The sequence below is a fragment of the Streptomyces sp. genome (genome assembly GCF_036524955.1).
Taxonomy (GTDB): Bacteria; Actinomycetota; Actinomycetes; order Streptomycetales; family Streptomycetaceae; genus Actinacidiphila.
This window is the reverse complement of the sequence record NZ_DATDBG010000270.1, coordinates 1-12,526: the sequence shown is the minus strand read 5'-3', so window position 1 is coordinate 12,526 and position 12,526 is coordinate 1. Positions and strand designations below refer to the sequence as shown.

Sequence of the window (12,526 nt, the reverse complement as noted above, 5' to 3'; positions counted from 1 at the left end):
AGGGGGCTCTGTTGCGGCCGGCGGTGTTCCGGGTGCCGGGACCGGGCCGGCGGGCGACCGCCGGCCGAGGTGGTACTAGTCGAGGTTGTAGGTGCCTCGGTCGACGTCGGCGACGAAGGCCGACCACGCGTCGGGGGAAAAGGTGAGGACCGGACCGTATGGGTCCTTGGAGTCGCGGACGACGACCGACTCGACGGCCGGGGACTTCACTTCCACACAGGCACCGTTTCCGGTGGACCGCGAGGACTTCAGCCACGCGGGGGTGCTGCCCAGCTTGATTGCCATCTCTGCTCCGGTCTGTGCTCGTGACGAGGGCGCGGTGGTACGCCTTTGCGCCAATTGACTGAACGTGCTTGACGCTACTCGCCACCCTGACCGACCGGTGGGCCACTTCACCCGACTGGAGGCATATTCTTTGCAAATCTTCCCAGTTGGGCATTCGGCGGTGTATCGTGCCGCCTTCCACGCCGCGGGCCCTCCACGGGCGCGCGGTCCGACCGGCGCACGGCCGTACGTCACGCGTATCGCAGCGCCGCTTCGCCGATGAACTGCCGGGTCTGCTCCGGGCCCAGCGCCTGGGCCCGCAGGTGCTCGTACATCACGCTGTACGCCTGCACGTCCGTGTCCTTCTCCAGGTAGAGGTCGCTGTTGACGCCCTCCAGGTAGACCACCGTCGCGTCCGTGGTGTCGGTGAACTCCAGCACCGCGAACTGGCCGCTCAGTCCCGGGTGCGCGCCCGCCTCGAACGGCAGCACCTGCACGGTGACATGCGGCAGCCGGCTCAACTCGACCAGGTGCATGAGCTGTTCGTGCATCACCAGCCGGTCGCCGACCGTGCGGCGCAGCGCCGCCTCGTCGATCACCGCCCACATCCGCAGCGGCCCGTCCGGATCGGTGATCCGCTCCTGGCGGCGCATGCGGACGCTGACCCGCTTCTCGACCTGGTCCGCGGTGGCCTCCGGCAGATTGCCGGAGATGGTCGCCGCCGCGTACGCCGGGGTCTGCAACAGGCCCGGCACCACCTGCGGTTCGAACACCCGCAGGCTCGCCGCCTCGGTCTCCAGACCGATGTAGACGCTGTACGGGATGTCGCCGAACGCATGCCACCAGCCCTGCTGGCGGGACTCCTTGGCCATCTGCATCAGCGAGTCGACGATGCGGACGTCCTCGACCCCGTACACGCTGCACAGGTCGCGCACGTCGCGCTGGCTGATGCTGCGGCGGCCGTTCTCCAGCCGGCTGATCTTCGACTGGGACACCAGCAGGCGGGCCGCGACCTCCTCGGCCGTCATCCCTTTCTGCTCGCGGAGCTTGCGCAGCTCCGAACCGAGCCGGCGCCGCCGGACGGTGGGGTTGACGTTGGCGACCACAGGTACTGCACCTCCACGCTGAACCTACTAATGGTCAGCAGCCTGCCACTACCGGTCATCACTGCGCTGGCGAATAGGCGGAACAAGCTTGTCCGTGCTCGTCCGTGACTGTCTGAGTCGTCCGCGTCGGTTCCCGCGGAAAAAAGCGCGACGCGCGGGGCGCCGGTTCCCGGAGATGCGTCCGGGGACCGCCGCCCCGCGCGTCGCAGCGGCTCCCGGAACGGGTCGCTGGGGACGGGCTGTGGTGACGGTGTCCGGTCCCTGCCGACGGACACCGCTGCCGTCCGGTGTAACGGGGGTGCTGCGAGGTGCCGCGGTGGTACGGGGCACCCGGGTCGTACGGGTCTTGCGGGTCCTGCGGTCCTGCCGCGTTGCTATGCCGCGCTGCTCAACGGACGCCGGCCCGGGCCATCGTGCCGTGCCCTGCCGAACGCTGCGTCTGGGCGGGTGGCCGCTTCGGCTGCGCCGCCACGCCGTTCTGCACGTCCATCACCGCGTGGGCCACCAGGCCGCCCATCGGGTCGTACCTGATCAGGTCGCGCAGGCGCGATCGCGAGGACCGCCCCTCGTTCCCCGGGTACAGGTGCTTGCCGAGTCCCACGGAATGGGCGAGCGCGGCGAGCGCGGCGGTCCGCGGGTCCGGCGGCACGCCGGTGCGGATCGCGCTGTCCAGCCGGGCCCTGATCTCCCGGCTGACCGCGCTGTCGGTCGCCTGATACCGAGTGGTCGGCAGTATCCCGCACATCTGACCCGGGACGGCATGCACCATGCCGCACCGCTCCAGGTGCGCGAGATACGTCTGGCGCAGCCCCAGCCGGGGCCCGCCGATCCAGTGGACGGCGCGGACCGGGCTGCCGCGGCGTCGCAGCAGCTCGAGCGCGGAGTCCAGGGTCGGATCTCCAGTCGGCCGTGGGTGCACCACGGCGATACGATCCCCGTCAGGGGCTATCCGCCCGGCCAGGGCCAGCTCGACGAGCTGTGCCCCGGCAAGGCCGAGGTCGAGCGATTGCGGCTGCGCCGTGGTCCCGGTCGTCGGGTCCAGGGCGAGCAGCAACAGCTCTTCCGGAATTGTTCTGCGGCTCTTGCCCATCCATGCCTCCCCGCGTGGATGAATGACAGGGTGACGCCTCTCACACCGGCCTGTCGAGAGCGCCTTCGCCATATCGGCGGGAACCGGGTGGTATGTCGTTCTCGTCTACGGGGTGGATGGGGTGTCGCAGACGGGCTGCGGGCCTGTCGCGGGACACTTGCAAGTGTGGGTCAGGCCGCGCAGGGGCGCCATTCGGCGGCGCCCCTCACGGTGTGTGCGAACAACGTGACGATGTGTGGAGGAGGTCTGCGTGGCGGGCGAGTCCCCCGGCAGGGAGCAGCAGCACGAGGCGTCGGGGGAGGCGGCCGGAAGGCCGGCCGTGGATCCGAGGCTGGCGGTGTTCCGGGCGCCTGCCGAGTCCCGTGGGGCGGGAGTGGCGGGGGACGAGCGCCGGGAGCAGGCAGGCGGATCGGGCGAATCCGTCACGCCGCCCGCCACCGGCCCGGCTGACCCGGTCCGGCCCGCCGCCCGCCCGCGTACGGGGGTCGCGTCCGGCGCTCCCCGCGCGGCGAATACGACGAACGGCGTATCGCCCGTAGACGCCGCCTCCGGCTCGGCTACGTCCCCGGGCCCGTCTCCGGCTCCGCCCGCGCCGCGCGCCTCGGGGCCGGCGGCCCGGGAAACGGAATCAAATCGTGATCAGCGACGTGGGTCCGGGGAGACCGCTGGGGGCGGTGCGGCGGACGGGGTCCCGGAGGACTCGACGGCGGAGGGCGCCGGGGGCGTCGAAGCCGAGCTTGAGATGACCGGAGCGGAGGGAACCGGTGCCGGGCGGAGCGGTGGCTCGGCGCCGGAGCGCACTCCGGTGGCCCAGAGGGACGCACGGTCGGGTGGCGGCCAGGCGGGTGAGATCGCGCCGGCCGGGCCGCAGCGGGCGGCCGGATCCGAGGCGGGGGAGGGCGCGGCGGACGCGGGGCGCGAGGCCCTGCGGAGTGCAGCCGGGGACGGGCCCCGCGACGCCCCGCGGGGTGCCGCGGAGACCCGCCGGGAAGTCCCCGAGGACGGGCCGGACGCCCCCATGGAGTCGCGGCCCGACGGCCGGCCGCTCCCGGCGCGCTCCGTGCTCCGGCCGCTTGTGTCCGACCTTCCGGGCGAGCGGCCCGGAGCGCCCTCTGACGGCCGCGGGGCGGCGCCCGGGAGCCAGGTGACCTTCGGGGCACCCGGGCGCCCCGTGCGGGCGCGTACGGCCCCGGAGACGCCTCCGAGGTCGACGGGGGCGCCGCCCGTGCACGCGACCCCGCCCGTACGTCCTCCCGCCGCGCCCCTGCCTCCCGCCGCAGACCCGTCGCCGACCGGGCCGGCCGCGCAGCCTGGGGGTGCCGGCGCCGTACTCCCGCATCCGCCCGCCCCGGCGGGCGAGCCCGTGGGACCCGAGGGCACGCGCGCGATGCCCGTGCCGCCCACCCCCGATGCGCCGCTCAGGCTGCTCGCCGAGCTGACCAACACCCCGCCCCCGCCGGAGACGGCCCTGCGCACCATCGTGCGGCGTTTCAAGATCTGGACCCCGCTCGTCGTGCTGCTCGCCATCGTCTTCGTCGTCGGACAGGCGCTGCGTCCGCTCCCCTCGCCCGGCCTGAAGCTGACGGCGGCCTCCTCGTACACCTTCGAGGGCACCCCGCTGCCGCAGACGCTTCCGTGGCCGGAGCAGGGCCAGTCGGTCGCCGAGGTCGAAGGGATCGGCTCGCTCGGTGTGCGCGGCGACCAGACACCCGTGCCGATCGCCAGCGTCACCAAGGTGATGACCGCGTACCTGATCCTGCGCGACCACCCGCTGACCGGGAACCAGACCGGGCCGGTGATCACGGTCGACGCGCAGGCGGCCGGCGAGGCGGCGTCCTCCGACGAGTCGACCGCGCACGTCACGGAGGGTCAGAAGTTCACCGAACGGCAGATGCTGCAACTTCTGCTGATCCCCTCGGGCAACAACATCGCGCGGCTGCTCGCGCGCTGGGACTCCGTCACGCAGGAGGCGTTCGTCGCCAAGATGCAGAAGGCGGCGGCCGATCTGGGGATGAGCCAGACCACGTACACCGGCGCGAGCGGCTACGAGGAGACGACCGTCAGTACGGCCGTGGACCAGCTCAAACTGGCTCGCGAGGTGATGAAGAACGACGTCTTCCGCTCGATCGTCGCGCTGGCGAACGTCGACATCCCGGGCGTCGGCACGATCTACAACAACAACAACGACCTGGTGAACGTCGGCGTCGTCGGCATCAAGACCGGTTCCAGCACCCCGGCCGGCGGCGCCCTGATGTGGGCGGCGCACAAGAAGGCCGGCGGCAGGCAGCTGCTGATCCTCGGTGTGGTGCTCCAGCAGCGCGGCGGCGTGACCGTCTACGACAGCCTCCAGGCGGCCCTCAGCAACAGCCAGAAGCTGATCGAGGCGATCCAGGGCGGGCTGACCGCGACCCCGATAGTGAAGAAGGGCGAGGTCGTCGGGGAGGTGGACGACGGGCTCGGCGGCACCACCCCGGTCGTGGCCGAAAAGGACCTCACCGCGACCGGCTGGCCCGGCATGCGTACCGACGTCACGGTGAGCGCGCTCCCCGAGGGGCTGCCGCACACCGCGAAGGCGGGTACCCGGGTCGGCACGATCAGCTTCGGTACGGGCACGGCACGCACGTCCGTGCCGGTCGTCCTGCAAAGCGACCTGGCGGAGCCCTCGTTCGGCAAGAAGCTCACGCGGGTGGGCTGACAGCGGCGGACCCGCCGGCTGGCCCGCCCGGGTCGGCGGGTCCGGGTCGGCGGGTCCGGGCGGCGGGTCCGCCGGCCGGTCTCCGGGGAACCCGGCGGTGCCGGGTGAAAAAGGGGGGCGCTTTCTCAGGCGCGGCCGACGAGGTCGTAGCCCGCCTCGTCGACGGCGGCCCGTACCGCTTCGTCGTCCAACGGTGCCGCCGAGGCAACGGTCACCAGACCGGTCTGAGCGACGGCTGTCACGGAGGTGACACCGGGGATCGCGGTGACCTCCTTGGTGACGGCGGACTCGCAGTGACCGCAGGTCATGCCGGACACGGAGTAGACGGCCTCGCTCATGGTGTGCTCCTTGTCGATGCGCACGTGTGGGTACCCGGAGGGACGGCGCGTTCCCGTCCTCTCCGCACACCACTTTATACCCCCTAGGGGTATTTCTTCTCATGATCGCTCCCGTGCCGCGCGAAGCAAGTGGTGTGCGTGCTGAGCACACACCGATTCCGCACCCGCTCCTACGTTGACGGTGTGACCACGCCCGCCCACGAGAGAGAACGAGATGAGCGCCGAGGCCGACGTCCTGCGCGACGAGGGTGAGGCGTACGCCGCCAAGCTGCGGACCGCGGGCGTCCCGGTCACCGCGCTGCGCGTGCAGGGCGTCATCCACGACTTCGTGATGCTCAACACCCTGCGCGGGACCGACGGAGCGGAGGCGGCGATCTCCGTCGCCGTCCACACCCTCCGCAAAGCCCTGCGCGCCCAGGGGAGGTGATCCCGACGGCCACCTGGCCCGTCGCCGGCGTCGTACCGGCAGCCGGTGCCGACGCCCCCGCGGACCTGCTGGTGTGGACGCGAAGGTGTTCACCGGCGACCCCGGCCGCTCCGCGGCCGAGGCGGTCGCGATCCGCGGCGGGCTGTCGTGGCGCTCGGGACGACCGCACGGTCGCGCGGTACGTCGGCCCCGCCACCAATGGTGGGGCCGCACCGACGAAGCGCGGCGAGGTCGCGCCCGCGGTGCGCTGCCGACGTCTGTGGGCCCCGGCGATCCGCTGGGGCCCACAAGCGTCGGCGCGCGCCGGCGCCTGATCCGGGCGGTGACGGTCAGACGGTGAAGCGCCGCACGAACGCCAGCGCGGTGTCGGCGACCTCGCGCCACCCGCTGTCGATGGTCAGCGCGTGCCCGCGGCCGGCCAGCTCGGTGATCTCGGTGACCGACGCCTCGTTGCGCTGCTGCTTCTTGTACGAGGCGTTGGCTATGGCCCACGGCACGGTGTGGTCCTTCTCACCGGAGATGATCAGCAGCGGCCCGCGGTCCGGGTTCTCCGTGTCGACCTTCACCTCGGTCCAGGGGTTGATGTTCGCGGTCGCCGCCTGGAAGAGGGGCCCGCCGGGGGCCGGTACGGCGTAGGTCTCGTACAGCTCCTTCGCCTCCTCCTCACTGACCGCGTTGGCGAAGGCGTACCGGAACTGGTCGTAGGTGAGCGGCACCGCGCGGTGCAGGTTGGCCGGATTGCCGAGCACCGGCCGCGCGGCGCGCAGCGAGGAGACCGGCAGCGGCAGGACACCGCGGAAAGGCGCCGGGTCGATCGCCACCGACACCGCCGACAGGCCGCGGCCCGCGATCATCTGGGTGACCAGCCCGCCGAAGGAGTGCCCGATGACCGCGGGCTTGCGCTTCAGCTTGCCGATCAGCCCGGCGAAGTGGTCGACGACCTGGCCGACGCTCTTGCCCGCGAAGACCTCGGGGTGGGCGTTGGCCTCGGCCACGGTGTCGGGGTCGTCGGGCCAGCCGGGCGTCAGGGGAGCGAAGCCCGCCTCCTCGAAGACCGCGGCCCACCGCTCCCAGCTGCTGGGCAGCAGCCAGAGGCCGTGCACGAAGACCACCGGGATCCGGCCGGAGGCGTTGACCTGCTCTATGCGTTCGAGGTCGGATGTTGCCGACATGCGTACGTGCCTTTCGTCGTTGTGTGCGGTAGGAGACCGGGTCAGTCCCGTACGGAGCCCGCGGCGGCCGTGATGAGACCGGTGACCGCGTCGGGCCGGCTGAGCAGCGGCAGGTGCGAACTGTCCACTTCCACCGACCGCGCCCCGACCGCTCCACCTGGAACCGATGGAGTACGGGCGGGATACCCCGGTCGTTCGCTGCGACCAGCGACCAGCGACCAGGACGGGACGGTGTGCCAGGACGGGACGGTGCGCCAGGCCGCCGCGGTGGCCTGGTCGCCGAACGTCGACGCGCTCACCGGCCGTCGGGTGGCGGCCAGCAGCCGGGTGGTGGCCTCGGGCACGTCGCCGGCGAAGACGTGCCGGAAGCTCTCGGCCCCGAGCTGGAGGTCGAGGCCGTCGGAGCCGTCCAGGGCGGGCGTGGGCATGCGGTCAGCGCCGGTTCCAGCTCCGAGCCGGAAAACTTCGCCGAGAGCTCGCCCAGCACCTCACCGGCGTCCGGCATGAACGCGGCGACGTAGACCAGCGCACTGACCCCCGGACTCGCCGCGCCCGCCTCGGTGATCACCGCGCCGCCGCAGGAGCGGCCGACCAGCATCACGGGCCCGGGCAGGCTTGCCGGCACCGCCACGAGTGCGCGGAGTCATGGGCCGGCCCGCGCAGCGGATCGGCCACCGAGACCTCCGGGAAACCCAGCCCCTGCAGCCGCTCGATCACCGGATTCCGACTGGAACCGTTTGCGAAGGCGCCGTGGACCAAGCACCAACGTCGGTTTCTGGCCATCCGTCACAGCGCCGTTCCCTCTGGTTTTCTCCGATGTTGCCGCCGATGAGGTCGACGGGCCCTCACGCTAGGGTCGGCCCGGCCGCGGGTGGTGACTGCTCGTGCACGGGTCTGTCCCGTCGGTGCACAAGATGGTGGCGGCCGCCGATTGGCTGATAATGAGCTAGTCGTACGATTGGGGGACGGCATGCTCTTGCTGGACACGGACACCGTGCCTCGCGCCGATCGCGTGGAAGCGTTCCATCACGCCCTGACCAGCGCCTCGGTCCCCAACCGCATCGACCACGAGGAGCCCGAGACCGGGATCCGGGCGCGGATGGACCTGTGGCGGGTCGGTTCGATGGACCTGTTCACCTCCAGCAACACGGGGTTCCGGCTGACCCGCACGGCACGGCACGTACGGCAGGAGAGCCGGCCGATCGTCGCGGTGGCGCTGCAGAACCGGGGCACCGGCCTGGCCGACATCGGCGGCGAGCAGGCGTACGTCGGCCAGGACGACGTCTACGTCTTCAACGAGATGACGCCCCGGGAGTACGGCTGGACGGGCGAAGGAGCCGCCCAGGCCATCCTGATCGACCTCGACCGGTTCGCACTGCCGATCGACGTGGTGCGCGCAGCCACCTTCCGGCTGCGCGCCAGCCCCCTGCACGACCTGGTCCGGGAGCACGTGCGCGCCCTGTGGCGGAACCCGGACGTACTGGCCGCCGACCCCGGCGCACCGGCCCTGGCCAACGCCACCATCGAACTGGTGCGGGCGCTGGTGGTGTCGGCCGCGCAGGACGAGGGGGCGCTCACCCGGTCGGTGATGGACGACACGCTGCTGACCCGGATGCTCGCGTACGCCCGCCGCCACCTGGCCGACCGCGGCCTGGACGCCGAGCGGATCGCCCGGGAACACGCCATCTCGGTGCGCCACCTCTACGAGGTTTTCCAGCGCGCCGGACTCAGCCTGGAGCAGTGGATCATCACCGAACGCCTCGAAGGGGCCAGGACCACGCTGAGCTCCCCCCAGTTCGGCCACCTGACGGTGGCCGCCGTCGCCCGCCGGTGGGGCTTCGCCAGCCCGGGCCACTTCACCCGCAGATTCCGGGCCGCCTACGGCATCACCCCGCGCGAATGGCGCGACCTCGGCCACTGACCACCCGGGAACCCCTACGCGGCTGTCGCATGACGCTCCCGGCGCCATTCGCGCGGCGAGACCCCGTACGCGGCCTTGAACGTCCGGCTGAAGTGGGCGGCGTTGACGAAGCCCCACCGCTGGGCGACGGCCGAGACGGTCGGCATGACCCGGCTGCGGCGGGCCAGCTCGCGGCTGCACTCCTCCAGCCGCCGCTGCTGGATGAGCCGGCTGACCGTGATGCCCTCCCCTTCGAAGAGCCGGTGCAGGTAGCGCACGGAGACGCAGTGCGCCTCGGCGATGGCTTCCGGGGACAGCCCGGAGTCCGCCAGGTGGTGATTGATGTACTGCCGTATCCGCCGCACCAGATGCCCGCGGGCGGTGTCGGTCTCGCCCGAGGCGAGTCCGGCGCGTTCGGTGACCAGCGTGGCGAGCAGATCGGTGACGTTGCCGGCCAGGCGGTCGCCGACCGAGGCGGAGTGTGCGGGCGCCGCCGCCAGCGCGGAGAGGAACGGCGACAGCATCGCGGCCACACCCTGGTCGGGCCGGATCGCCGTCCCGGTGACCCGGCGCAGCTCCCCGTCCGGAACACTCAGCACGCGGCGCGGGAGCTGGAAGACATGGAGCCGGAAGCGCTCCGGATAGTCGAACGAGTACGGGCGCGTGCTGTCGTAGATCACCAGGTCGCCCGAGCCGATCCGGTCGCTGCGCCCGTCCTGCGTCACCCACGCGGAGCCCGACGCCTGGAGGCCGACCGCGACGTACTCCTGCCGGGACCGCTCGATGTGCCGGGAGGTGCGGCGCAGCCGTTCGGCGTCGGCGTCCACGGTCAGCACCCGCAGATATCCGAGGCTTTCGACCCGGACCCGGCCGTCGAACGGCGTGCTGTTCCAGGGCGTGACGGTGAGCGGCATCAGGGTGCGGTTGACCACGTCGTGCCAGTACCTGACCTTGTCCTGGTCCGGTACGGACTCGGTACTGAGCACAAGAGTCACAGGGTCTCCTGTGCGGTGGAAAGCGGCTGGGACATGACGCCAGCTTGGGCACCAGGGCGGCCGGGTACGTAGGTCAACCGACTGCCGTCCGTGCCGTGGCGTCGTACGTCAGCCGCCGAGGTTCGCCGCGGGCGGTTCGGCGGCCCGGCCGAGGTCCACCGTGGGCTGTTCGGTCAGCCGCCGCCACTCGCGCGGCGAGAGGCCGTACGCCTCCTTGAAGACCCGGCTGAAGTGGGTCGCGCTGGTGAAGCCCCAGCGGTGGGCGACGGCCCCGATCGTCAGCGACCGGGAGGCCGGACCGGCCAACTCCTTGCGGCACTGTTCCAGGCGGTTGGCCCGCAGCCAGTCGCCGAGCGTGATGCCCGACCTGGCCAGGATCGTGTAGAGGTGGCGCACCGAGATGTGGTGGGTTCGGGCGATCCGCGCCGCGCTGAGGTCGTGCTCGGCGAGATGGGCGCGCATGTACTCCATGATGCGGTACTGGAGGGTGGCCTCCAGCGGCTCCTGGGCGAGCCGGGCGTCGCCGAGGTACGTGGCGATCACCGCGCGCAGCAGCTCGACGCTGGGCTGCCCCACCGCACCGACCTGTTGGCGGTCCATTCTGAGCTGGGTGTCGGCCAGCCGTGCGAAGTAGGTCGACGCGAGGTCGGCGACGGGGTGGTCCCGGCCCATGCGCACCGCGGTGACCTTCGAGATCGCGGACGCGGGCAGCGCCAGTTCGCGGCGGGGAATGCGGAAGTAGTGCTGGTGGATGCCGTTCTCGTTGACCAGCGTGTACGGTTCGGTGGTGTCGTAGACGGCCAGGTCGCCCGGGCGCAGCACCGCCTCCCGGTCACCCTGGATCACCATGCTCGACCCGGACACCTGAAGGCCCAGGAAGACACTGGGTTCGAGGTCGTCGCGGATCAGCGCCGCCGTGCGCCGCACGGTCCGTGCGTTGGATCGCACCGAGCAGAGGTTCAGGGACCCCAGGTCGCTGATGGTGCCGACCGCCGAGATCCGTTCCTGATCGGGGTGGTGCTCGATCTCCACCCGGACGACCCGGTCCCAGATGACGTCGCGAATGGCCTCCGCCCGGTCGGACGGCGATAGCTGGGACGTGTCGATCGTGATACCCATGGTGGCCCCCTGCCCGGCCCGCTCCGTCACCTTCCGCGGGCCCGACTCGACACTCCCGGCCCTTGGCTCCAGACCGCCGAGATTAGCCGAGCCGCTCAAAAAGCAGCGCTCCGCGCACGCCGGGAAACGTTCCCCGCACACTCAGATCAGAACTTACGCGCCATCCCCACTACGCTCCGGACCAGTGGTCGCCGACGCCCACGGGAGAGGCCGCGGACCGGGTCGTGACGCCCGGGACCGGCCTCCTCGCAGATCGGAAGCGGAGGACGGAAGGGGGGCACCCGATGGAGCGCCAGCCGGGTGTCACGCAATGGACGGCCCTGGTGGGCCGGACGCGCGAGCGGGCAGCACTCGACGCGCTGATCACGGCGGCGAACCCGGCCGACCGGATCCTCGTACTGCGCGGAGAGGCCGGGATGGGCAAGTCGGTGCTGCTGGACTGGGCGGCCGAGCGCGCGGCGGGCGCGGGCGTGCGGGTGCTGCGCGCGGTGGGTGTGGAGTCGGAGTCGGACCTCGCCTTCGCCACGCTCCACCAGCTGCTGTACCCGCTGCTGGACCGGGCCGACAGCCTCGCGCCCGCGCAACGGGACGCGCTGAACCAGGCCTTCGGGGTGCTCGAAGGCCGGGTCCCCGAGCGCTTCGCCATCTCCACCGCCGCACTGGCCCTGCTCCAGGCGGTCTCGCGGGAACAGCGGCTGCTGATCGTCACCGACGACGTGCAGTGGATCGACAAGTCCAGCGCCCTGGTGCTCAGTTTCGTCCTGCGGCGGATGGGCGAACTGCCCATCGCCTTCCTGGCGGCGACCCGCGGCGGGTGGCTGAGCCCCCTCGACCTCTCGGCGGTGCGGGCACTGGAGATCCCCGCGCTGGAGGGCGGCGAGGCCGAACAGCTGCTGACCGCGGCCCACCCCGGGCTCGCGGCCGAGGCGGCGCGCCGCATCCTGGCCGAGGCGGACGGCAACCCGCTCGCCCTGGTCGAACTGCCCCGGCACCTCAACCGGCGCCAGCGGTCCGGCCGGGAACCCCTGCCGCCGTCGCTGGCCATGGGCGAGCAGTTGGAGCACGCGTTCGCCGGCCGGCTGCGCTCGCTGCCGGAGGTCACCCGCTACTCGCTGCTGCTCGCCGCTCTGGGCGGGCGGGGCCCGGGCGGCCTGCGCACGATACGGGCCGCGGCCATGAAGAGCTGGCCCGGGTGGACCGAGGACGCGCTCGACTTCGCCGACGGCAGCGGACTGGTTCGCCTGGACCTGCACCGCGAGGAGATCGTCTTCCGCCATCCGCTGGTGCGGTCCGCCCTGGTGAACATGGCGCCCCTGGTCCTGCTCCGGGGCGCGCACCGGGCACTCGCGGACGCCCTGGGCGACGAGCCCGAACGGCAGGCGTGGCATCTGGCGGACGCCGCCACCGGCCCCGACGAGAG

Annotated in this window: 11 protein-coding genes and 1 pseudogene; 4 read left to right on the top strand and 8 right to left on the bottom strand. The window is 72.1% G+C overall.

The window, feature by feature from the left end; all coding sequences use genetic code 11:
• Window positions 1-75: 75 nt before the first annotated feature.
• From VIW71_RS21840 to VIW71_RS21830, 3 genes are all read right to left on the bottom strand, one after another.
• Window positions 76-285, bottom strand: a complete 210-nt coding sequence (locus tag VIW71_RS21840) for a DUF397 domain-containing protein (protein ID WP_331624167.1) — start codon at window positions 283-285, stop codon at window positions 76-78.
• A 230-nt stretch (window positions 286-515) separates the two neighbouring features.
• Window positions 516-1,370, bottom strand: a complete 855-nt coding sequence (locus tag VIW71_RS21835; RefSeq protein ID WP_331624165.1) for a helix-turn-helix domain-containing protein — start codon at window positions 1,368-1,370, stop codon at window positions 516-518.
• Between the two features lie 388 nt (window positions 1,371-1,758).
• Window positions 1,759-2,460, bottom strand: coding sequence for a GOLPH3/VPS74 family protein (locus VIW71_RS21830; RefSeq protein ID WP_331624164.1), 702 nt, complete (start codon window positions 2,458-2,460; stop codon window positions 1,759-1,761).
• Window positions 2,461-3,847: 1,387 nt separating this feature from the next.
• On the opposite strand from VIW71_RS21830, the gene VIW71_RS21825 reads away from it, so the two are divergent.
• A complete protein-coding gene (locus VIW71_RS21825) occupies window positions 3,848-5,155 on the top strand; it encodes a hypothetical protein (RefSeq protein WP_331624163.1) in 1,308 nt (435 codons plus the stop codon).
• 125 nt (window positions 5,156-5,280) lie between these two features.
• On the opposite strand, the gene VIW71_RS21820 is transcribed toward VIW71_RS21825, so the two are convergent.
• A complete protein-coding gene (locus VIW71_RS21820) occupies window positions 5,281-5,517 on the bottom strand; it encodes a heavy-metal-associated domain-containing protein (protein WP_331624162.1) in 237 nt (78 codons plus the stop codon).
• Between the two features lie 190 nt (window positions 5,518-5,707).
• Here VIW71_RS21820 and VIW71_RS21815 point away from each other — a divergent pair.
• A pseudogene (locus VIW71_RS21815) lies at window positions 5,708-5,920 on the top strand (alpha/beta hydrolase); the annotation flags it as partial.
• A gap of 329 nt (window positions 5,921-6,249) precedes the next feature.
• On the opposite strand, the gene VIW71_RS21810 reads toward VIW71_RS21815, so the two are convergent.
• Window positions 6,250-7,092: an alpha/beta hydrolase gene (locus VIW71_RS21810; protein ID WP_331624161.1), complete on the bottom strand. Its 843-nt coding sequence runs from the start codon at window positions 7,090-7,092 to the stop codon at window positions 6,250-6,252.
• A gap of 41 nt (window positions 7,093-7,133) precedes the next feature.
• Window positions 7,134-7,520: a hypothetical protein gene (locus VIW71_RS21805; RefSeq protein WP_331624160.1), complete on the bottom strand. Its 387-nt coding sequence runs from the start codon at window positions 7,518-7,520 to the stop codon at window positions 7,134-7,136.
• A gap of 542 nt (window positions 7,521-8,062) precedes the next feature.
• Between VIW71_RS21805 and VIW71_RS21800 the strand changes: the two genes are divergently transcribed.
• Window positions 8,063-9,013 (top strand): AraC family transcriptional regulator, encoded by a 951-nt coding sequence (locus VIW71_RS21800; RefSeq protein WP_331624159.1) that lies wholly within the window; start codon window positions 8,063-8,065, stop codon window positions 9,011-9,013.
• A gap of 14 nt (window positions 9,014-9,027) precedes the next feature.
• On the opposite strand, the gene VIW71_RS21795 is transcribed toward VIW71_RS21800, so the two are convergent.
• On the bottom strand, window positions 9,028-9,987 hold the full coding sequence (locus tag VIW71_RS21795) for a helix-turn-helix domain-containing protein (RefSeq protein ID WP_331624158.1): 960 nt from the start codon (window positions 9,985-9,987) through the stop codon (window positions 9,028-9,030).
• Window positions 9,988-10,095: 108 nt separating this feature from the next.
• Window positions 10,096-11,106 (bottom strand): helix-turn-helix domain-containing protein, encoded by a 1,011-nt coding sequence (locus VIW71_RS21790; protein ID WP_331624157.1) that lies wholly within the window; start codon window positions 11,104-11,106, stop codon window positions 10,096-10,098.
• Window positions 11,107-11,390: 284 nt separating this feature from the next.
• Between VIW71_RS21790 and VIW71_RS21785 the strand changes: the two genes are divergently transcribed.
• A partial coding sequence (locus VIW71_RS21785; RefSeq protein WP_331624155.1) for an ATP-binding protein occupies window positions 11,391-12,526 on the top strand: 1,136 nt, incomplete at its 3' end.